Annotated in this window: 21 protein-coding genes and 1 pseudogene; 11 read left to right on the forward strand and 11 right to left on the reverse strand. The window is 71.5% G+C overall.

The features are described from left to right. Positions 1–4 precede the first annotated feature (4 nt). From ATM97_RS21010 to ATM97_RS21025, 4 genes are all read right to left on the reverse strand, one after another. A complete protein-coding gene (locus tag ATM97_RS21010; protein WP_218719746.1) occupies positions 5–487 on the reverse strand; it encodes a cation:proton antiporter regulatory subunit in 483 nt (160 codons plus the stop codon). 60 nt (positions 488–547) lie between these two features. After that, positions 548–1,027, reverse strand: coding sequence for a TrkA C-terminal domain-containing protein (locus tag ATM97_RS21015; RefSeq protein WP_218719747.1), 480 nt, complete (start codon positions 1,025–1,027; stop codon positions 548–550). 56 nt (positions 1,028–1,083) lie between these two features. After that, positions 1,084–1,452, reverse strand: coding sequence for a DUF1345 domain-containing protein (locus ATM97_RS21020; protein ID WP_218719748.1), 369 nt, complete (start codon positions 1,450–1,452; stop codon positions 1,084–1,086). 142 nt (positions 1,453–1,594) lie between these two features. Further along, positions 1,595–2,122, reverse strand: a complete 528-nt coding sequence (locus tag ATM97_RS21025; protein ID WP_218719749.1) for a pyridoxamine 5'-phosphate oxidase family protein — start codon at positions 2,120–2,122, stop codon at positions 1,595–1,597. Between the two features lie 185 nt (positions 2,123–2,307). Between ATM97_RS21025 and ATM97_RS21030 the strand changes: the two genes are divergently transcribed. Next, positions 2,308–2,643, forward strand: coding sequence for an STAS domain-containing protein (locus ATM97_RS21030; protein ID WP_218719750.1), 336 nt, complete (start codon positions 2,308–2,310; stop codon positions 2,641–2,643). 66 nt (positions 2,644–2,709) lie between these two features. On the opposite strand, the gene ATM97_RS21035 is transcribed toward ATM97_RS21030, so the two are convergent. After that, entirely contained in the window at positions 2,710–3,747 is a 1,038-nt protein-coding gene (locus ATM97_RS21035; RefSeq protein ID WP_218719751.1) for an LLM class F420-dependent oxidoreductase, read from the reverse strand. A 150-nt stretch (positions 3,748–3,897) separates the two neighbouring features. Here ATM97_RS21035 and ATM97_RS21040 point away from each other — a divergent pair, with 150 nt between their 5' ends. Next, complete coding sequence (locus ATM97_RS21040; protein ID WP_218719752.1) at positions 3,898–4,557, forward strand: cyclodeaminase/cyclohydrolase family protein; 660 nt, start codon at positions 3,898–3,900, stop codon at positions 4,555–4,557. A gap of 25 nt (positions 4,558–4,582) precedes the next feature. Here ATM97_RS21040 and ATM97_RS21045 read toward each other — a convergent pair. Continuing rightward, positions 4,583–4,945, reverse strand: a pseudogene (locus ATM97_RS21045) (zinc-binding dehydrogenase); the annotation flags it as partial. Between the two features lie 38 nt (positions 4,946–4,983). On the opposite strand from ATM97_RS21045, the gene ATM97_RS21050 reads away from it, so the two are divergent. The 3 genes from ATM97_RS21050 (at position 4,984) to ATM97_RS21060 (ending at position 7,431) form a co-directional block, all read left to right on the forward strand. Beyond that, complete coding sequence (locus tag ATM97_RS21050) at positions 4,984–5,337, forward strand: helix-turn-helix domain-containing protein (protein ID WP_308248565.1); 354 nt, start codon at positions 4,984–4,986, stop codon at positions 5,335–5,337. Positions 5,338–5,497: 160 nt separating this feature from the next. Next, the gene (locus tag ATM97_RS21055) at positions 5,498–6,250 is read left to right on the forward strand and encodes a L,D-transpeptidase family protein (protein WP_218719753.1); all 753 of its coding nucleotides are present in this window, start codon (positions 5,498–5,500) and stop codon (positions 6,248–6,250) included. A gap of 107 nt (positions 6,251–6,357) precedes the next feature. Next, complete coding sequence (locus tag ATM97_RS21060) at positions 6,358–7,431, forward strand: hypothetical protein (RefSeq protein WP_218719754.1); 1,074 nt, start codon at positions 6,358–6,360, stop codon at positions 7,429–7,431. Positions 7,432–7,456: 25 nt separating this feature from the next. Here the strand turns inward: ATM97_RS21060 and ATM97_RS21065 are convergent, their stop codons facing one another. After that, a complete protein-coding gene (locus tag ATM97_RS21065; RefSeq protein WP_218719755.1) occupies positions 7,457–8,308 on the reverse strand; it encodes a bifunctional 5,10-methylenetetrahydrofolate dehydrogenase/5,10-methenyltetrahydrofolate cyclohydrolase in 852 nt (283 codons plus the stop codon). Between the two features lie 169 nt (positions 8,309–8,477). On the opposite strand from ATM97_RS21065, the gene ATM97_RS21070 reads away from it, so the two are divergent. Together ATM97_RS21070 and ATM97_RS21075 are read left to right on the forward strand one after the other, a co-directional pair. Next, positions 8,478–9,350: a YdcF family protein gene (locus ATM97_RS21070; RefSeq protein WP_218719756.1), complete on the forward strand. Its 873-nt coding sequence runs from the start codon at positions 8,478–8,480 to the stop codon at positions 9,348–9,350. 45 nt (positions 9,351–9,395) lie between these two features. Continuing rightward, entirely contained in the window at positions 9,396–10,199 is an 804-nt protein-coding gene (locus tag ATM97_RS21075) for a putative protein N(5)-glutamine methyltransferase (RefSeq protein ID WP_218719757.1), read from the forward strand. Positions 10,200–10,305: 106 nt separating this feature from the next. Here ATM97_RS21075 and ATM97_RS21080 read toward each other — a convergent pair whose 3' ends face one another. Both ATM97_RS21080 and ATM97_RS21085 read right to left on the reverse strand, forming a co-directional pair. After that, a complete protein-coding gene (locus ATM97_RS21080; RefSeq protein WP_218719758.1) occupies positions 10,306–11,133 on the reverse strand; it encodes an SDR family oxidoreductase in 828 nt (275 codons plus the stop codon). 34 nt (positions 11,134–11,167) lie between these two features. Then, positions 11,168–12,742 (reverse strand): succinic semialdehyde dehydrogenase, encoded by a 1,575-nt coding sequence (locus ATM97_RS21085; RefSeq protein ID WP_218719759.1) that lies wholly within the window; start codon positions 12,740–12,742, stop codon positions 11,168–11,170. A 144-nt stretch (positions 12,743–12,886) separates the two neighbouring features. Between ATM97_RS21085 and ATM97_RS21090 the strand changes: the two genes are divergently transcribed. After that, positions 12,887–13,567: a TetR/AcrR family transcriptional regulator gene (locus ATM97_RS21090; RefSeq protein ID WP_218719760.1), complete on the forward strand. Its 681-nt coding sequence runs from the start codon at positions 12,887–12,889 to the stop codon at positions 13,565–13,567. On the opposite strand, the gene ATM97_RS21095 is transcribed toward ATM97_RS21090, so the two are convergent. Further along, positions 13,500–14,477 (reverse strand): DMT family transporter, encoded by a 978-nt coding sequence (locus ATM97_RS21095; protein ID WP_218719761.1) that lies wholly within the window; start codon positions 14,475–14,477, stop codon positions 13,500–13,502. The two genes, ATM97_RS21090 and ATM97_RS21095, sit on opposite strands and share 68 nt — an antisense overlap. 272 nt (positions 14,478–14,749) lie before the next feature. Here ATM97_RS21095 and ATM97_RS21100 point away from each other — a divergent pair, with 272 nt between their 5' ends. From ATM97_RS21100 to ATM97_RS34540, 3 genes are all read left to right on the forward strand, one after another. After that, positions 14,750–15,451: a response regulator transcription factor gene (locus tag ATM97_RS21100; protein ID WP_218719762.1), complete on the forward strand. Its 702-nt coding sequence runs from the start codon at positions 14,750–14,752 to the stop codon at positions 15,449–15,451. Continuing rightward, entirely contained in the window at positions 15,448–16,491 is a 1,044-nt protein-coding gene (locus tag ATM97_RS21105) for an ATP-binding protein (RefSeq protein WP_218719763.1), read from the forward strand. The genes ATM97_RS21100 and ATM97_RS21105 overlap by 4 nt, the downstream gene beginning before the upstream one ends. Positions 16,492–16,562: 71 nt before the next feature. Beyond that, complete coding sequence (locus ATM97_RS34540; protein WP_255588144.1) at positions 16,563–18,851, forward strand: DUF4153 domain-containing protein; 2,289 nt, start codon at positions 16,563–16,565, stop codon at positions 18,849–18,851. 7 nt (positions 18,852–18,858) lie between these two features. Here the strand turns inward: ATM97_RS34540 and recD are convergent, their stop codons facing one another. Continuing rightward, entirely contained in the window at positions 18,859–20,817 is a 1,959-nt protein-coding gene (gene recD / locus ATM97_RS21115) for an exodeoxyribonuclease V subunit alpha (protein ID WP_218719764.1), read from the reverse strand. Positions 20,818–20,874 lie beyond the last annotated feature (57 nt).

Below are 20,874 nucleotides of genomic sequence, written 5' to 3' on the forward strand. Positions count from 1 at the left end.
GCGCTCAGCCGTCGGAGAGGATCGCAGCGGCGGCGTCGAGCCCGGCATTGGTGCCGACCACGACCACCATGTCACCACCGACGAACCCGAACTCGGGACCCGGCGAGGCGTGCACCTGGCCCGCCCGCAGGACCGCCACGATCGAGGCGAGGGTCCTGGTCCGCATCTCGGTCTCGCCCAGGCGCCGCCCGGCGTAGGGCGAGTTCGGCGGCACCGGCAGCGAGCGCGTGCTCACGCCGTCGAGATCGCGGTGCTCTTCGCGCAGTTGCGCCACCAGCTGGGGCGCACCGAGCAGACTCGCCAGGGTGCGAGCCTCGGTGTCGGACAACGGAACCTGCACGGTCGAGTCCGGGTCGCCGATCTTGGTGAAGATCAGGTCGATACCGCCGTCCCGGTGGTCGACGACACCGATCCGGCGGTCCACCTTCGTCAGCGAAAACTCTTTCCGGACACCGATTCCCGGCAGGGACGTGACATCTACATTCATTGGATCACCTAACCTCAGCTAGGCGATACCTTACCTTCTCTTTACCCTTCGCACGGAGCCTCAGCCCTGGTCGAGCAACCTTCCAGCGGCGTCGAGACCCTCGTCGGTGCCGACGACGACCACCAGATCACCGGCGATGAAGGTGAAATCCGTTCCGGGCGACGGGGTCACGTCACCGGCGCGCACCACCGCCACGACCGAGGCCTTGGTGCGGGTGCGCATCGCGGTGTCGCGCAACGGACGACCGTCGAACGGGCTGCCCCGATCGATCGCGAACTGCCTGGTCGACAGCTCACCGACGAGCGGGGTGTCGCGGGTCTTCTGCACCACCTGCGGCGCCCCGAGCAGACCGGCCAGCACCCCGATCTCGGTGCCCGACAGGGGAATCGAGGTGGTGGTGTCGGGATCACCCGCCCGCGAGACCACCAGGTCGACCGAACCGTCGCGATGCTCGATCACGCCGATCCGCCGACGCGCCTCGGCCAGCGGAAAGTCCTTGCACACGCCGATCCCCGGTAGCGGCGTCACATCGATGTTCACGCCCTCACAGTACGACGAGTTCCGAATAACACCAGACCTACCCCGCTACCCGACGTTCACCCTTTCAGCCAGTCGATGGCGATGGCCACCACGGCCGCGTTGAAGAAGAAGCTCAGCACGCTGTGCGCGGTGACCCGCTTGCGCATCGACCGGCTCACCACCGTCACGTCCGAGACCGCGAACGAGGTGCCGATCGTGAACGAGAAGTACAGGAATTCGGCCAGCTCCGGCACCGCGCATTCGGGGAAATCCAGCCCGCCGCCGGGGAAGTACGCGCGGGCGTAGATCTGGGCGAACGCGGTGTGCAGGATCAGCCACGACGTCAGCACGGTGGCCGCCGACACCGCCAGGGCCGCGCTGTCGTCGTGGCCGGCGATCAGGATCATGCCCGCGGCCAGGCCGGACCCGCTGGCCACCAGCGCCATCGTCGTGGCATACCAGCGCGGACCGACCCATCCGGTGGTGAGATCTCCCGCGTGCCCGTCGGGCAGCTGTTTGCTCAGCAGCAGCCAGCTCTACCATCGGGGCCGTCGTTTCCCGGGAGAACACGGTGGGCCGGTGTCGTGGCTACCGTTGGTCGAACCGCCAGCGGGTGGCGCCGTGCGGATCGGTCAGGGCCACGCCCACCGCGGCGTGGGTGGTGAAGCGGTACAGGTACCAGGGGGCCGGGCCCGCGCTCTGGGCGCTGAACGGCGCGGTGACCGCGGCACCGTCGCGTTCGGCGGGCCAGCCGGTGTCGCGATAGCACGCGGTGACCCGATCGATCTCGGCGTGGTCGACTGTGCGTGTCGCGGTGCCTTCGACGACGAGATCGACATCGTCGGGGAACCGGAACGACAGGGTGCAGGCGGGATTGGTGGCCAGGTAGCGCGACTTGTGGGTGCCGGGACCGCTGGTGAAGTAGAAGTACTCGCCGACCAGTGTCGCCCCGATGCCCGCCGAGTGCGGCCTGCCGTCGGGACCGACGGTGCCGAGGAACTGGGCGGTCTCCAGCGCGGCGAGTCCGTTCTCTATGGCGGCGCGCACCCGGCTCCACGGCAGCTGGTCGGTGCCGTAGATGTTCAGATCGGTGGCGTCGACGGGATCGGGCAGCATCGGCACTCCTTCGTCGTGGCCCCGCCGGGGCCCGTGGAGGACACGCACAACTGGTTCCCGAGTATAGGCGCGGGCCCGGCCCAGGACGCCGGCCCGGATCCGGACGGCTTGCGTATTCGGGCGAAGTTGTGTGTTGTTGAGTCGTGACCAACTCATCCGGAGACGCGTATCCACTCACGGACACGATGACCACCACGACGGCGGTGCACGACGGCGTCACGGTGCTGACGGTGACCGGCGAGGTCGATCTGGCGACGGCGCCCACGCTGGACGCCACGATCGAGGCGATCCTGGCCGAGAAACCCGCGGCGCTGGTGATCGACCTGACCGCGGTCGGGTTCCTGGCGTCGGCGGGAATGGCGACCTTGGTCGCCGCCCATCAGCGGGCCGGGGGTAACACCGCGATCGCGGTGGTCGCCGACGGGCCGGCCACCAGCCGTCAGCTGAAGATGACGAGCCTGGATCAGGTTTTCGCCATGCACACCACGCTGGCCGCGGCCCTGGCGTCGTTCACGTCCTGACCATCGAGAAACGCGCCGCCGCCCGGGGAATCTCTCCGGGCGGCGGCGCGTTCGTCGTCGGTGGGGTCAGCAGAGGCCGCGCAGCTGCTCGATCAGCTTGACCCGGCCCGCGGCGTCCTCGGCCAGGGGCGTGACATTGAGCGTGGTGACGCCCGCCGCGGCCATGGCCGCGATGCGCTCCTTGACGAAGCTCTCCGGGCCGATCAGCGACACATCGCGGACCAGCTCGTCGGGCACGGCCTGCGCGGCGGCCTGCTTGTCACCGGCCAGGTACAGCTCCTGGATGCGATCGGCGGCGGCGCCGTAGCCGTACTTGGTGGCCAGTGTGTGATAGAAGTTCTTGCCCTTGGCGCCCATGCCGCCGATGTAGAGCGCCAGATGCGGCTTGACGAACTCCAGCAGCGGGGTGACGTTGTCCCCGATCGCCAGCGGGGGGCCGGCGAAGATCTCGAGGTCGCCCAGCGCCGGGTCGCGCTTGGCCTTGCCCGCGGCGAGCGCGTCGCCCCAGACGTCCTGGGCCTTCTCCGGCAGGAAGAAGATCGGCTGCCAGCCCTCGGCGATCTCGGCGGCCAGTTCGACGTTCTTCGGGCCGAGCGCGGCCAGCAGCACCGGAATGCGTTCACGCACGGGGCGATTGATCAGCTTGAGCTCTTTGCCCAGGCCGGTGCCGCGGTCGGCGGGCAGCGGGATCTGGTAGTACTTGCCCTGGTAGTTGAGCTTCTCGCGGCGCCAGACCTGGCGGCAGATCTCCACGAGTTCGCGGGTGCGGCCGATGGGGGCGTCGTAGGGCACACCGTGGAAACCCTCGATGACCTGCGGGCCGGACGCGCCGATGCCGAGGATGAAGCGGCCGTCGGAGACGAAGTCCAGCCCGGCGGCCGTCATCGCGGTGAGGCTGGGGGTCCGGGTGTAGAGCTGCAGGATGCCCGAAGCCAGCTGCACGCGCTCGGTGCGGGCCGCCAGGAAACCCAGGGCGCTGACCGCGTCGAACGAGTACGCCTCCGGCACGAAGACGATGTCGAGTCCGGCGCGCTCCAGGTCGGCGACCTCGGCCGCGACCTCCTTGAACCCGCCCGAGTAGTTGATGCTCAATCCGATCCGCATGCCACCCAACATAGCCCCGCCGTTCCCGGCCACCCCGACCGGTCGGTCTGTCGTCGCGGGTGCTGGTCGGGCGGGGTACGCGGGTGGGCACCCGGTAGCGTTGACGACGATTCCCACGCAGTTCTCGCCGCATCGAAAGGCCACCCCGTCGTGTCGCAGCCCACCGCCTCGCCGCAGCAGATCGCCCCCTCCTTCGGTGCGGTGACCCTGGAGCACTATCTGTCGGAGCTGGGCGCGAAGGTCCCCGCACCGGGTGGCGGCGCCGTGGCCGCGCTGCACGCCGCCCAGGCCGCGGCGCTGGTCGCGATGGTCGCGCGCTACACGACCCGGGCCAAGGACGCGGTCCACCAGCCGATCGTCGAGCGGATCATCGAGGCCGCCGACGCCGCCCGCGCGAGGTCGCTGGCGCTGGCCGATGCCGACGCCGCCGCGTTCACCGCGGTCGGCGCGGCCTACAAGCTGCCCAAGGACACCGAGGCCGAGGTCGCCGCCCGCACCGAGGCGATCAACGCCGCCCTGGTCGAGGCCGCCCGGGTGCCCGCCGCCGTGGTGGACGAGGCCGACGAGATCCTGTCGCTGGCCGCCGAACTGCTGCCGATCGGCAACCCCAACGTGGTCACCGACATCGGCGCGGCCGCCGACGCCGCCCGCGCCGCGGCGATGAGCTCGCAGCTCAACATCGAGATCAATGTCGGTTCGCTGCCCGCCGCCCTCGGCGACGGCTTCGCCGCGGCACTGCTGCGCGTCGACACGATCGCCGCGCGCGCCGACGCCCTGCACGCCGACGTCCTGCACGCCGTGCGCGGCTGACTCGGGCCGCGGTGAGCACGATCTTGCCGCGCACCCCACCGGACTCGCCGCGCCGATGCGCGGCGGCGAGTTCGTGATCGGCGGGCTCGTCGCGACGTGCACCGCGAACTCGGCCCCGGTCGACAGCGGCGGCGAGCGCGTCGAGCGCGGCCGTCGTGGCGCTCACGATGAACCGGTCGACGCGCGCATCCGGGGGTGTCCGCGGGCCTTCGGCCGCGAGCACCCGGCCACCGGCGCTCAGCACCCACAGCGACCGGTCGGTGTTCTCTCCCCCGACCAGGTCGACCTCGCGCACCACGGCGGTGAAATCCGTGGTGCGGTAATCGATCGGCTCTTCGATCCCGAGATCCCGCAGGTAGTCGTGATCGGCGGCCCGCGCGGTACCCACGACCTACGCGGAACTGCCCGGCACGGCAGCTGCCGGCCGTGCTCGCCGACAACTGGGTGCTGCTGGTGCTGGGTACCCTGCGCGCGGCCGACGGCCCGGTGCGGTTCGACGAGCCGCGCGGGCGACTCGACGGCATCGCCCAGAAGATGCTCACCAAAACCTCGCGTGACCTGGAACGCGACCGTCTCGTGCGGCGCTCGGTGTATCCGACGGTGCCGCCCCGGGTGGAGCACTCGATCACCGAGCTCGGGACGGACCTGAGCCGGATCACCCATGCCGTGGTCGCCTGTGTGGTGAACCACCAGCACGAGATCACCGCCGCCAGAGCGGAATTCGACGCCGCTCAGGCGATCGCGCCCGCGCCGGTGGCGCGTCCCGGCGGGTTCCGCTGAACCGGTATCGATGTGGAATCGATGCCTGATAGCCCTCACCTGCGCGAACACAAGCCGACACACCGTCGGACCCGTCGGCCGTTATCACTTCGATAGGTCTAGTTGATCATGGCGGCCTAGACTTGGAATCCGCCTACGAGTGACCGAAGGGGTGGCGTTTATGAAGAGCGCACTTCGTTTCCTGTTCGTCGCGACCATGGCGGCACTCCTCGCCGCATTCTGGTCGGGAGCCGCGTCCGCGGCCCTGATCGGAGGATCTCCGACCCCGGCGGTCACCGCGATATCCCCGGCGAACGGGCAGGTCGTCGGCGTCGCCGCGCCGGTCACGTTCACCTTCGCCGCCCCGGTCACCGATCGGGCGAACGCCGAGCGCGCCGCGGCGATCCGCTCGACCGACGCGCTGCCCGGCACCTTCGCCTGGGTCGACGACACCCGGTTGCAGTGGACCCCCACGGGCCATCTGCCGACGAGTTCGCCGATCACGGTGCAGTTCGGCAACCAGCGCACCGAGTTCCAGACCAACGGCGGCGTCTACGCCGAGGCGAACCTCTCGGCGCACACGTTCACGGTGAGCATGGGTGGCCAGGTCGTCCGGAACATGCCCGCGTCCATGGGCAAGCCCGGCTTCGAGACCCCGACCGGCAACTTCACGGTGCTGGAGAAGTTCCGCTCGGTGGTGTTCGATTCGCGCACGATCGGCATCCCGCTCGACGACCCCGAGGGCTACATCATCGACGGCGAATGGGCCGAACGCCTCACCTGGGGTGGCGTGTTCGTGCATTCGGCACCGTGGTCGGTGGACTCGCAGGGCTACGCCAATGTGAGCCACGGCTGCATCAACCTCGCCCCCGACGACGCGGCCTGGTACTACGAAAACGTCGGCATCGGTGACCCGGTCTACATTCACTGGTGAGTAATTCCCTCGTGGCATTCGGCGTTCCCACCGTCAGAGCAGTATCGTGCCCGTAACGAAATCGTTGCGAGACAACCTGACGGCGACAGCCTGATGAAGGTGGGGCGATGGATCGACCGGATGCACACAGACCGATCGGGGCTCGACAGCACGACCCCGGGTCGGCCGGTGGTCCGTTCACCGCTGCCGCCCGGTGGCGACCCGGTCGCGATCTGGGTGCGCCGCGCCCCCGCCGGCTGACCGAGCCGTCCGATCCGCCGCCCCGTGCCGGCGCCCGGCATCGCGTCGAGGGCGGGCCGACCACACCGGCCGGCATCCCGGTGATCTCGCTGTCGGCCGCGCACGTGGCGCCCGATCGGTCCTCCGGCCGGATCGTGCCGACCGACAGCTACGCCACCGACCGGCTGCCGATCGTCGGCGGACCGTTCGATCCCGGTGCCCGCCATGCCCTTCCGGAGGTGCCGCTGCCGGAACCCGACAACGGCCCCGCGACCGACCGGCTGCCGATCATCACCCCCGACACCCCGGCTCCCGACCGCGTCGAGCCCGAATGGGTCGCCGCCACACCGGTTTCGCTGCCGCCGCGGCCGACGCCCGACTACGGCGGCGACGACGAGGTCTTCGCGCGGATGATCGACCGCTCCCGGCGCAAGCGCGTGCCGCGCTGGGTCGGCCCGCTCGCGGCCTCGGTCGCCGGTGCCGTGCTGATCGGCGGCGGCTATCTCCAGTTGCGTGGTCCCGTACCGGAATCCGCGGCGGCCAGCAGCACGATCGAGCCCGCGCCGGCCGGTGCGGTCCCGGTCGCCGGGAACTGCCCCGCCGAGCTGGTCGGCAGCAAGATCCAGGGCAACGGGCCGGGCGGCACCGACAGCGGTGTCGCGGCGATCCTGGCGTTCCAGCACGCGTACTACGTCGCGCGGTCGGGTGACCAGGCACGCACCCTGGTGTCCGGCGACGCGGCACTGCCGTCGGGCGCCGATATCCAGGCGGGCATCGACACCATCCCGGTGGGCACGACGCACTGCCTGAGCATCACGCCCGCGGCGTTCGCCGGCCAGTACTTCGTGGTGATCACCGAGTACCGGCCGGACTCGGTGCCGATCATCTACAACCCGCAGCTGGTCGGCACCGCCAAGGTCGGCGGCAAGTACCTGATCACCTCGATCGGGCCGGTCCGCTAGACCCGACCGAGGACGCGAAAGCCGCTCAGGCGCGGGCCTTCTCGGCCGCCACGACCACGTGGCGCATCAGCAGCGCGGTGGTCACCGGGCCCACGCCGCCGGGCACGGGGCTCAGCGCCGCCGCCTTGCCGTCGACCGAGGCCGCGTCGACGTCGCCGACGATGCCGCCGTCAGGGGATTCGTTGGTCCCCACGTCGATCACCACGGCACCGTCACCGACGTGCTTGCCGGTGACCAGCCCGATCCGGCCCGCGGCCGCGACCACGATGTCGGCGGGGGTCGTGACCGCGGCCAGGTCGGCGGTGCGCGAATGCGCGACGGTGACGGTGGCGTTCTCGGCCAGCAGCAGCTGCGCCAGCGGCTTGCCGACGATGTTGGACCGGCCGACGACCGTCACCACCCGCCCCTGCAGCGCGATGCCGTGATGCTTCAGCAGCTCGACCACCGCCTCGGAGGTGGCGGGGACGAACCCGTCCAGGCCGGAGGCGAGCAGACCCAGCGACAGCGGGCTGACACCGTCGACGTCCTTGCTCGCCGCGATCGACGCGCTCACGTCGTCGAGGCTGACGCCTGCGGGCAGCGGGGTCTGCAGCATGATCGCGGCGGTGGCCGGGTCGGCGCTGCGCGCGGTCAGCTCGGCGCGGATCGTCTCCGCGCTCGCGTCGGCGCCGAGATCGATGCGCTCGCAGGCGATCCCGAGACGTTCGGCGGCCTTGCGCAGAGAGTTCACGTACCAGGCGCTGGCCGGGTCGTCGTTGGCCACGATCAGCGCCAGCGTCGGCGCGGTGCCCGCGGCGGTGAGCGCGGCGGCGCGCTCCTTCGTGTCGGCGTTGATGGCGGCGGCGAGTTCCTTGCCGGTCAGCGAAGCGGTATCCACGGTGGGTCAGCTTATCCGCCGCTACCCGTCCGCCCGACCACCGGGCGGCGACGCGCGGAACGTCGTCGGGTTCCACGGTGCGACCCGGACCCGGCCGTAGGGTGTCGGCAGCTCTGCCACAGCTCTGCCCAGCACGTACCGAACCGTTCGCGGAAGGGTGTCGACTGTCGTGAAGATCTCGAGGCATTGGAAACAGCTGGCCGCCGCCGTCATCGCGGCCGCCGCGGTCACGAGCGCCACCGTCACCCCGGCCGCCGCCGAAGCCGACGTGACCGCGCTCTACAACTCCGCGCAGCGGCATTTCACCGACGGTGACGACAACGCCGGTCGCGCCGACCTGCGCGCCCTCATCGCCGCCGATCCCAACGATGTCGACGCGCTCGCGCTGCAGGCCATCTGGTCGCATTACGCCGGTGACCCGGCCGCGGTCGGCGAGGCGATGGCCCGGCTCGGCGCGGTCGACGCGGGCATGGCGGCGGGCACCTCCAACGTGCTGCGCGCGGTGACCGCCGCGGCGGCGACGCTGCCCAATCCGCTGCCCGCGCTGGTCGGTCCGCAGACCGGCATCGTCGTCCTCGGCTACGGCCTGCTGCCCGACGGCGCGCTGCGGCCCGAACTGGAGAACCGGCTCACCGCCGCCTGGCTGCAGGCGGTCGCCGCGCCGTTCTCGCCGGTGGTCGTCACCGGGGGCAACCCGCAGAACGGGATCTCCGAGGCCGAGGCGATGCGTCGCTGGCTGGTGGGCCGCGGCCTGCCCGACGAGCGGATCCACGTCGAGGACCGGGCCGGATCGACGGTGCAGAACGCACTGTTCAGCACCCGCCTGCTGCGCGATCTCGGCGCCACCAGCGCCGTGGTGGTGACCTCGCCCAACCACATCCGCCGCGCGGTCGCCGATTTCCTGGTGGCCGGGACGAACGTCGTCGGCGCGATGACCTCGCTCGAACAGCTGGTCTCGCAGCTGCCGCCGCCGGCGCGGGCCGCGCAGCGCGGGATCTACCTGGACGCGACCCGCACGTTCGAGCTCGACAGCGCGCGCTGATCCGGCGCGGGAAAAATCGGTTGTCCGGCACGGGACAATCGCTGCATGACTGTTTCCCCCCTCGACGACGTCGTCGTCGTACTGCGCGCCGCGGGCTGCGTCTTCGCCGAGGACGAAGCCGCGCTGCTGGTCGAGGCCGCCGCTGGCGACCCCGGCCGCCTCGACGACCTCGTGGCCCGGCGGGTGGCGGGGACTCCGCTCGAATATCTGCTCGGCTGGGTCGCCTTCCGTGGCCTGCGGGTCGGCGTGCGGCCGGGGGTCTTCGTGCCCCGTCAGCGCACCGCGTTCCTGGTCGAGCGGGCGGTGGCCGGGATCGCGCCGGGAACGGCGCGGGCCTGCGTGGTCGATCTGTGCTGCGGCTGCGGGGCACTCGGGCTGAGCGCGGCCACCGAACTCACCGCGCGCGGCTGCGATGTCGAGCTCGTCGCCGCCGATATCGATCCGGTGGCGGTGGCCTGCGCCAGGGAGAATCTCGCGCCGCTGAGCGCGCCGGTGTTCGGCGGGGATCTGTTCGACGCGTTACCGGGTGATCTGCGGGGCCGCGTCGACGTCCTGCTGGCGAACACGCCGTATGTGCCGACCGAGCGGGTGGCCGACATGCCGCCGGAGGCCCGCGAGCACGAACCGCTGGTCGCCCTGGACGGCGGCGCGGACGGGCTCGACGTGTTCCGGCGGGTCGCCGAGGGCGCGGCGAACTGGCTCGCGCCCGGCGGCACGGTGCTGGTGGAAACCTCGACCGGACAAGTCGACACCGCCTGCGCGGTGCTGTCCGGGCACGGTCTCACGCCGCGCGTCGAACACTCCGAGGAGTACTACGCGACCGTCGTTGTCGGTACCCGCGCGGCCTGACGACGACGGCGCAGGGCAGTCGATACCGTGACGCGCACCGCGCGCCGAACCGGCGATGCCCCCGCCCGACACGGGGTCGGCGGGGGCATCGTGGTGGTCCGAGCGGCTACTTGCGGCCGGTGAACTGATCCATCGAGTGGTACACGCCGACGGCGTTGAGGTAGAAGTCGCGCACCTTGATCGGCAGCAGACCGGTGAGCGCGCGGTTCATCCGCGAGGTCCACGGCAGCACCACCAGGGCGCCACCGTTCTTCATCTCCCGCCACGAGGTCTCGACGACGTCGTTCTGCTCGAGCATCGGCGTGAACAGGATGCCCTTGGCGCCGTCGAACATGCCGGTGTTGATGTAGGTCGGACAGACCGTGGTGACCTTCACGTGGTCGTGGCCCGCCTGCTCGAGTTCCAGGCGCACCGAATCCGACCAGCCCAGCGCCGCCCACTTCGACGCGGCGTAGACGGCCATGCGCGGGTTGGCCACCAGACCGGCCGAGGACGCGATGTTGAGGATGCGCGCCTGACCGGCACCGGCGACCATGCCCGGCAGGAACTCCAACGTGACGTACATCGGGGCCAGCGAGTTGATCGCCATGGTCTTGTCGATGTCGGCGCGGTTCTCGGTTTCCCAGAAGTAGGTGTTGCCCCGCACGATCCCGGCGTTGTTGACCAGGATGTCGATCCCGCCGATCTCCTTGCGCACCGCCTCGGCGGCCTCGCGGATCGAATCCTGCGAGGACACGTCGACGACGTGATGGTGCACCTTGCCGCCCAGGGCGGTCAGCTGCGCCGCGGTCTCGCGCAGCGCGAGCTCGTTGATGTCCCACAGCACCACCGCGTCGGCGCCCTCGCGGACCGCCGTCTCGGCGAACAGCCTGCCCAGGCCCATGGCGGCGCCGGTGACCAGCACCCGCTTGCCCGCGACCGAATCGAGTTTCATGAAATGCCTACCCCTGCTTCGTTTTCCGTACGCGCTATTTCTGGCGCAGTGTCTTCATGACACCGAAGACCAGCGTCATGGTCTTGGCCCACATCTGCTCGGACATGCCCGGCAGCGGCGCGATCGGCAGCACCCGCTGGACCGCGATGGTCTGGGTGTCGACGTACTTCAACAGCCCCTCGGGACCGTGGCGACGGCCCTGACCCGAGATGCCGAGACCACCCGACGGCGCGTCGACGCTGCCCCAGGCCGCGATGAAGCCCTCGTTGACGTTGACCGAGCCGGCGTTGATCCGGGCGGCGACGGCCTTGCCGCGCTCGGCGTCCTTGCTCCACACGCTGGCGTTGAGGCCGTAGGCGGTGTCGTTGGCGGCCTCGATGGCGGCCTCGTCGGAGTCGACCTTGTACACCGACACGACCGGACCGAAGGTCTCCTCGCGGTAGACCGTCATGCCGGGCGCCACGTCGGCGAGCACGGTGGGCTCGTAGAAGTACGGGCCCAAATCGGGACGGGCGCGGCCACCGGCGAGCACCTTGGCGCCCTTGGCGACGGCGTCGTCGACGTGCGCGGTGACGGTGTCGAGCTGACGCTGGAAGGTCAGCGAGCCCATGTCCTTGCTGTAGTCGAGGTCGCCGCCGAGCGTCATGTTCTTGACGTTGCCGACGAACTCGGCGACGAACTGGTCGTAGACCGTGGCGTCGACGTAGATGCGCTCCATCGACTCGCACAGCTGGCCCGCCGAGGAGAAGCACGCGCGCACGGCCAGCTTCGCCGCCTTCGAGACGTCCGCGTCGGCCAGCACGAGCAGCGGGTTCTTGCCGCCCAGCTCGAGCGAGTAGCCGATCAGGCGCTCACCGGCCTGCTGGGCGATGGTGCGGCCGGTGGCGCTGGAGCCGGTGTAGTCGACGTAGTCGGCGCGGGCGATCACGTCGCCGCCGATCTCGCGGCCACGGCCGAGCACGGCCTGCCACAGCCCGCGCGGCAGCCCGGCGCGTTCGGCGGCGTCGATGGCCCACAGCGCCGAGAGCGCGGTCTGGTTGTCCGGCCGGGCGATCACGGCGTTGCCCGCGACCAGGGCGGGCAGGGCGTCGGAGGCCGAGAGCGCGAGCGGGTAGTTCCACGGCGAGATCACCGCGACGACACCCTTGGGCCGGTTGCGCACCTCGACGGAGGTGAGCACCGGCAGCACGCCGCGCGGCTTGCGGTCGGCGAGCAGTTTGGGCGCGACGGCGGCGTAGTAGCGCGAGTTCAGCGCGACGTCGCCGACCTCGTCGAAGGCGTGCGGGCGGGACTTGCCGGTCTCGGTCTGCACGATGTCGAGAATGGTGTCCTGCTCGGCCAGCACGATGTCGTGGAAGCGGCGCAGGATCTCCACGCGCTGCTTGACCGGCACCTTGGCCCAGTCGCGCTGGGCGTGGCGGGCCACGGCGAACGCGCGGTCGATATCGGCGATCGAAGACTGCGGCAGGTCGCCGATCTTGTGTCCGGTCGCGGGGGCGAAGATCGGCACCGACGGCGCGCCACCCGCGACTCCTCGGTCGAACAGGGGCTTGACCAGCGCGGTCGGCAGCGCGGTGGGTTCGGCGGTCAGCTCGGGGGCTGTCGTCATTGTCGGCCCTTCTCCTCAACAGATGGGTCGCGCGGAGCGATCGCGCAGGTTCGGCTATTTGCTGAACACTAGTGTTAGATTAATGGTTCGGGCCGGTGCCGTGTCAAGCTTTCCGTGGACGTCTCGCGGTTGTGAGGAGGTGCGATGTCCGGTGATTCCGCCACGGTGCGCCGTGGGCGTCCACCGCAGACCCAGGAGCAGGCCGAAGAGGTCCGTGCCCGGATCGTCGAGGCGACGGCCGCCGTGTTCGCCCGCAACGGGTCGCGCGGGCTCAGCGTCGCCCAGATCATCGAACAGGCCGGCCTGGCCAGGCCCACCTTCTACCGCTACTTCGGCAATGTGTCCGAGCCGCTGCACGTGGTCCTCACCGCGTCCAACGACGGCCTGGTCGGGGCGATCCGCGACGCGCTGTCGGGCACCGACGAGCCGGTCCAGCTGGGTATCCGGCTGATCGACGCCTTCATCGACTGGGCGCGCGGGCACGGACCGATGCTGCGCCCGCTGTTCGCCGAACTGCACGATCCCGGCTCGCTGGTGTCGGCCTACCGTGAACGCGCCCTCGACGACATCCGCGCCCTGGTCCGCAAGACCTTCGTCGAGCTGGGCCGTCCCGTGCCCACGCCCTTGGACATGGACACGGCCCTGCATGTGTGCGAATACGTCGTCTACCGCCTGACCATGGGCACCGAACCCGGCTCCGACCCCGATCCCGTGCTGGACTCCGAAGCGCGCGTCACGATGATCCGCGTCCTGCTGGTCACCCTCGGCACCCGCGACGACCTCTCCTACGCCATGGAACTCCCCGGCCTGTTCCCCGAACCCTGAGTTCCGCCGACGTCGGCGCCTCCTGGGCGGTGGCGGTGACAACCAGAGCGACGGCGAGCAGGGCCGCGCCGGTCCAGGCGACGGGGGTCGATCGCTCGCCGAGGAGAACCACCGCGAGCAGAGTCGCGGTGAGGGGTTCGAGCAGCGTGAGGATCGCGGCCGTCGACGCGCCCGCGGCGGGCAGTCCGTGGAAGAAGAGCCCGTAGGCGACGGCGGTGGGGACCAGGCCGAGGACGGTGACGGCCAGCAGGTTCGCGGGTGCCGGGCTGATCGCGAGGCCGGTCGTCGCGGCGGGGCAGGCGAGAAGGGCTGCGCCGCCGAGGAATCCGTAGCCCGTCGCGGTCACCGCGTCGAGGCCGGGAACGGGGCGGGCGGTGACGAGGGTGACCGCGGCGAAGGCGGTGGCCGCGACCAGGGCCAGCGCGGCCCCCGCGTACAGCCCGGCCGCCTCCGGTGCCGGCACGCCGACCAGGATCGCCAGGCCGGCGATCGCCAGCGCGAGGGTCGCGCCGCGGCGCCGGTCGAGTCGCCGACGACCGGTGCGGTGGTCGACCAGCGCGACGACGACGGGTGCCGCGCCGATGGTGACGAGCGTGGCCAGGACGACCGAGGACGCCGCGATGGCGGCGAAGTAGCAGGCCTGGAACACCGCGGCCGCCGCGCCGACCGCGCCGACCCGCCGCCAGGCCGCCCGCCCGCGCGGTACACCGCGCCGCGCGAGCAGCGAGATCGCGACCAGGATCGCGCCACCGACACCGAGCCGATAGGCGGCGACCGCGATCGGGGCGAGGCCGGTGCGGTGCTGGACGAGGGTGCCGAGCAGACCGCCGGTGCCCCACAGGACACCGGCGGCGACGAGCGGGAACAGTCCACGGCGGGCGGGCGCGGACACGGACAGAGAAACAGACATCAGGGAATTCGCTCCTGCGACAGCGGGTGGGGGGTCGCGGAAACGAGGTGCGGACAGCGGCTGTGGAGGCACACACCATCGACGCCCGAGCGGTGCACGACGTCGCGCCTACCCGGTGGGTGGCACGCGTTCTCGGGGCACCTCGCTCAGGAGGCGGGCGGCGGCGTGGAGCGCGAGCACTGATGCACGTGGTCATGGTACCCAGCGCGCCGCACACAGAATCTCCACATTTGACGACGGAACCCTCCACACCGGCTCGCTAGGGTCTGACCATGGACATCAGTGGGGGCGCGACGGCAGCGCCCGCGCGGCGCATCCTCGTCGTGGACGACGAGGTGACGATCGCGGAGTCGGTCGCCGCGCGGCTGCGCGCGGAGGGATTCACCGTGACGGTGGCCCACGACGGTCCGGGTGCGGTGGCCGCGGCCGCCGCCGGGGAACCGGACCTGGTGGTGCTCGATGTGATGCTGCCCGGTTTCGACGGGCTCGAGGTGTGTCGGCGCATCCAGGCCGACCGGCACGTCCCGGTGCTCATGCTGACCGCCCGCACCGACGAAACCGACCAGCTCGTCGGGCTCGGCGTCGGCGCCGACGACTACCTGACCAAACCGTTCTCGATGCGGGTGCTGGCCGCGCGTGTGCACGCGCTGCTGCGGCGGGTCGACCGGGCCGCCGAGCGCGGCGAGAGCGCGATCGTCGTCGGCGATCTGCGGATCGACCTCGACGAGCGGCGGGTCTGGCGCGGCGCCACCGAGGCCAAGCTGACGCCGTTGGAGTTCGACCTGCTGGCTCGTCTCGCGCAGCGTCCCCGCGCCGTCCTGGCCAGGGAGCGGCTGCTCGAGGACATCTGGGATTGGTCCGACGCCTCGGGCACCCGCGCGGTCGACAGCCACATCAAGGCGTTGCGCCGCAAGCTCGGCGCCGATCTGATCCGCACCGTGCACGGTGTCGGCTACGCCCTGGACGCGCGATGAGCGAGCTGTCCGCCGACGCCGCGCGCACATTCCTCGACCGGGTGGCCGACCGGATGCCCCGGCCGCTCGATCCGCTGCGCTCCATCAAGCTGAAGCTGGCCGTGCTCATGGTGTGTTCGGGCGCGGTCGCGTTCGCCTACTTCTGGCTGCGGATCGGCTGGCTGCCGACGTTCACCACGCTCACCGCGATGATCATCGCGCTGGTCACCTCGCAGTTCCTCGCGCACGGCATCACCCGCCCGCTGCGCGAGATGACCGCGGCCGCGCGGCGGATGGCCCACGGCGACTACAGCTTCCGGGTCCGGGCCAGTTCCCGTGACGAAGTGGGGCAGCTGGCGACCGCGTTCAATCAGATGGCGGCCGACCTGGCCGCGGCCGACCGCCAGCGCCGCGACCTCATCGCCAATGTCTCGCACGAGCTGCGCACGCCGGTGACCGCGCTGCACGCGGTGCTGGAGAACATCGTCGACGGGGTGAGCGAACCCGATCCGGCGACACTGCGCACCGCGCTGGCCCAGACCGAACGGCTCGGCCTGCTCGTCTCCGAACTGCTCGATCTGTCCAGCATCGAGGCCGGCGCGTTCACCCTCGATCGCGAGCGGCTGCCGCTGGCACCGCTGTTGGCGGAGGTGATCGCCGAGGCCGAGGTGATGACGGCCGCGCTCGGCCGCGGCGTCCGGTTCACCACCTCGATCGAGCCGGCCGGGGCGACCGTGCTCGCCGACCGGGCCCGCCTGCACCAGGTGCTGTTCAACCTGCTCGACAACGCGGCCAGGCATGGACCGGCCGGCGGTGAGGTCCGCGTGTCGGCGCGGGTCGTCCCCGGCGCGACGGTCCTCGAGATCCAGGACGAGGGTCCCGGTATCCCGGAGGCGGACCGCGCCACCGTCTTCGACCGATTCACCCGGGGCGGGCGCACCGACGGCGGCGGCACCGGCCTCGGCCTGGCCATCGCGCGCTGGGTGATCGACCTGCACGGCGGCACCATCGCCGTCGCCGACCCCGGCTCCCGCATCCGCGTGGTCCTGCCCGCGGACTGACCCGACCACATCCCGACTCACCATCCCGGACCCACGTCCCGGGACGATCCCGCACACCCATCGGAGGGGACATGACCGCAGAATCCACCACCCCGCGAACACCCGGCCAACCCGCGGCCACCGCCACGGCGACCACCACCGACCCCGCTCCCCCACCGAGGCCCGCGTCCGCGCCCCCGATGCCTGCCATGCCCTCGTTACCGCCGCCGCCACCGGTCTACCGGCGCCGGTACCACGTCGCCCGCCCGGCCGGTGTCCTGCCCGCCGCGGCCGTGGCCGGCATCGTCGGCGCGACAGTGATTCCCCTCGATCGCCCCGGCATCGGCTGGCTCCTGGCCGGCGGTGTCGTCGCGGGTGCGCTCGGCGTCGTCGACCACCGCGCCCGCAGATCGGCCGATTCCGGCACATCGGCGCCGGGTCCCGCGCAACCCGACACGCTCACCTCCGCCGGGACGACGCCGTCGATCGGCGACCCGGCCGAAGGCAGCCCGTCGACTGTCGTGCCTACGCCCACGGTCGGGTCCGCCGAGACCGAAGTGGCTGCGGCGCACAAGGCTTCGACCACCTATTCCGACGCCACCCCGGCACACGCACCGGTTTCGTCGGGCGCTCCGGTACCGGCGGACGAGGACACCTCGATCGCGGCTCCAGCGCCTTCCGATCCCGTTACGGCGCAGGACAAGACGACACCACAGGCTGCACCGGCCGGTTCCGCGTCCGCTACGGAGATCCTCGAATCCGAGCCGACCGACAGCGCTGGTGCCCCCCAGTCCGCTCCAACGCCGGACAGCCCGACCGTTGTCACCAGGGAGCCGAGCCGCTCGGCACCGACGAGCCGGTCCGCTGCGGAAGCAACAGAATCGGATTCGAGTGCCGATGCGCACCGCGAATCCGCACCTGCGGTGGCCGCCGCCCCAACCACATCCGCTCCGTCGAGCGTCGAGAACACCCCGCCCGCCACAGAAGTTCCGTCCACTTCGACTCGCACCGCACCCCCGACCGCGGTGACTCCCCCGCCGCCGACCGGCGCTACCGAGACCGCCGGTGTCGACCCGGTGCCCGCGGCGACGGTCGGACCGGCGACCGGCGAGTCGGCATCGCGTGTGCCGACACCGCCGGACGCGAGCACCTCGCCGACTGCCGAGGCCGTGGCCGCGCGGCATCGGCTGTGGTGGACCGCCGCCGCGCTCGCGCTGCTCGGGGTCGGTACGTTCCGGGCCGCGGGGTGGTTGTTCGTGCTGTGTGTGCTGGCGGCGTGTGTCGCGGGCTCGCTGGGGGTGTTGGGGCGGCGATCGAATCGCGGGATCGTGCACGACATGGTCGCGGTGCCGTTGGCCTCGTTCGGGGCGGTGCCGTGGGCCTTCTCGGGGGTGCGCGGGGCGCGGCCCACGGAGCTGTCGAGCGTGCGGCGCTATGGTGCGTCGGTCGCGGTGACGGCCGCGTTGCTCGTGGTGTTCGTGCCGCTGCTGGGCGGTGCGGACGCCACCTTCGCCGAGTTGCTCAGTGGGTTGGTGCCGTCGATCGATGCGGCGACGGCCTGGCAGTGGATTCTGCTGTTCGCGGTGATCGGGATGGGCGCGCTCGGCGGGCTGTACCTGCTCGCCGGGCCGCTCGCCGCCGCCGACGCCCAGCCGCGGCCCGCCCGGTTGTGGACGCGCAGTGAATGGGTGCTGCCGGTCGGCGCGCTGACCGTGCTGTTCGGCGTGTTCCTCGGTGCCCAGTTCGTCGCCCTGTTCGGCGGTGACGACTATGTCCAGCGCACCGCCGGTCTCACCTACGCCGAGTACGCGCGCAGCGGCTTCTGGCAGCTGTCGGTGGTGAGCATCCTGACCCTGGCGGTGATCCTGGCGGTGCTGCACTGGGCGTCGCAGGAGACGGCCGCCGACCGGCGCTGGCTCCGGGTCCTGCTCGGCGCGGTGAGCGTGCTGGCGCTGGTGATCGTGGGCTCGGCGCTGGCGCGGATGTGGACCTATCAACAGGCCTACGGCTTCACGGTGCTGCGCCTGCTGGTGGAGGTGTGTGAGCTGTGGGTCGGTCTGGTCTATGTGCTCGTGCTGGTCGCGATCGCCCGGCTGCGCTGGAGCTGGGTGCCGCGCGCCGCGGTCGGCACCGCGCTCGCCACCCTCCTCGCGCTCGCCGTGCTCGACCCGGAACGCTTTGTCGCCGAACGCAATATCGCCCGCTGGGAACACGGCAAGCGGCTCGACACCGAGTATCTGAGCACCCTGTCCCCGGATATCCTGCCCGCGCTCGACGGGTTGCCCGCCGGGCTGCGCGCCGACATCGAAGACCCGATCCGCGCCGACCTCGACGACGACCACTGGTGGTCGTGGAACCTGTCGCGCGGATCGGCGCGCTGAGGCCGGGTCAGGACTGGGTGCTCCGGGACAGTCCGCTGGCCCGGAGCACCCGTCGTCCGATCGCGGCGCGAATGGCTTCCTCGGTGCCGATGATGCGCACATGGGTGCGGGCGCGGGTGATCGCGGTGTAGAGCAGTTCTCTGGTGAGCAGCGTGGATTCGGGTTCGGGCAGGACGACCGAGACGGTGTCGTACTGGCTGCCCTGGCTGCGGTGGATCGTCATCGCGAACACCGTGACGACGGCCGGGAACTGGGTCGGATGCACGAGGTAGGGCTCGCTGCCGCGCTGCAGGGCCGCGCGCAGCGACCCGTCGGGCCTGCGGACGATGACGCCGGTGTCACCGTTGTAGATCCGCGCCTCGTGATCGTTGGCGGTGACCAGCAGCGGCTGGCCGGGATACCAGACCGCTTGCGGCCCTTCGGGTCCCGCGCCACCGGCCGCGGCCCACTCCGCGGCCATCCGATCCCACCGCTCCACCCCGAACGGACCCTGCCGATGCGCGCAGAGCAACCGATGCGATTCCAGCGCGGTCAGCGCGCCGACCGCGTCGCCCGCGTTCGCGGCGGCGGTGACCGCGAGGGCCGCCCCGGTCACGTCCGCCCGGACCGCCGCGGTCTCGTCGGGCGCGCACAGCGACACGTCGTCACCACCGGCCCGCAGGATCGCCAGCGCGGCATCGGCATCGCCTGCCCGCACCGCGACCGCCAGGTCGGCGATCCGGCCGCCGAAGCGCCGCCCTCGGGTCAACCGGACGATGCCACCGCGCAGGCGGCGCTGTTCCAGTGCGCTCAGCGACTCCGGATCCCGTGGCGCCCCTTCCTGATGCGCCACGCCGGTCGGGAACTCCACCCGACCGTCCGCCGCATCATCCGCGGCCCCAGGACTCGGATCGGAGCGCAGCAGCTCCCGCAGTGCCGGATTCGGCGCGCCGCTGATCGGGCCCGCGACCAGGTCGGCCAGCACCGCACCGGCATCGACGGAGGCCAGCTGATCCGGGTCGCCCACCAGGACCAGCCGGGTGTCCGGTCGCAGTGCCGAGAACAGGTGGCTCATCATCGTCAGTGACACCATGGAGGTCTCGTCGACGACGACCACGTCGTAGGGCAGCCGGTTGTGCGCGTGGTGGCGGAATCGTGTGGTGCGCCCCCGCTGCCAGCCGAGGAGGCGGTGCAGGGTGGCGGCGGTCAGTTCGGGGAGCCCGAGTTCGGCGGCCTGTTCGCGCACCGCTTCCTGCAGGCGCGCGGCGGCCTTGCCGGTCGGCGCGGCCAGGGCGATCCGCAGGGCGGGAAGTTTGGGGGTGGCGCGGCGGTGGGCGGTGAGCAGCGCGAGGATGCGGGCGATGGTGTGGGTCTTGCCGGTACCGGGACCACCCGCGACCACCGTGGTCCAGTGGGTGGCGGCGAGCGCGGCGGCCAATCGCTGCCGGTCCGGCCCCGCGCCGAGGGGGTCGGCGAACAGCCGATCCAGTTCGGCGCGCACGAGCGCGGTGTCGATCTCCGGGTGGTCGGCACTGCGCACGGTGAGGACCCGTCGCAGGGTCTGCTCCTGCTGGTAGTACCGGTCGAGGTAGAGCAGCGCGCCACCCTCGGCGTCGGCTTCGACCAACCGCAGCGGCCGCAGCGGACCGGCCTGCCCGCCGCGGATGAGCGGACTGCGGCGCAGCGCGGCCAGCACCTGGTCGGTGTCGGGCCACGGCAGGGTGGCCGGATCGATTCCCGCCGCGGTGTCGCGGCTTTCGTCGGCATCGATGCCGATCTCCCGCATCCTGGCCAGTTCCAGGCACACCGAGCCCGACCGCACCGCACGCACGGCGAGAGCGGCCGCGAACAGCACGTCCTCGGACTCCTCGCGTCCCATCCGGCCCAGCCGCACCGCGACATGCACATCCGCGGCGGAGAGCACCCCGGCCTCGTTGAACACCCGCAACAGCCCGGTTCCGCGCTGCGCCACCTGAATCGACGTCACCGACCGACCTCCCCGGAGCGACGGCGGTCGGCCACGACCGACCTACGCGGGTCGTGT

The sequence above is a fragment of the Nocardia sp. MH4 genome (genome assembly GCF_019266065.1).
GTDB classification, from domain to species: domain Bacteria; phylum Actinomycetota; class Actinomycetes; order Mycobacteriales; family Mycobacteriaceae; genus Nocardia; species Nocardia canadensis.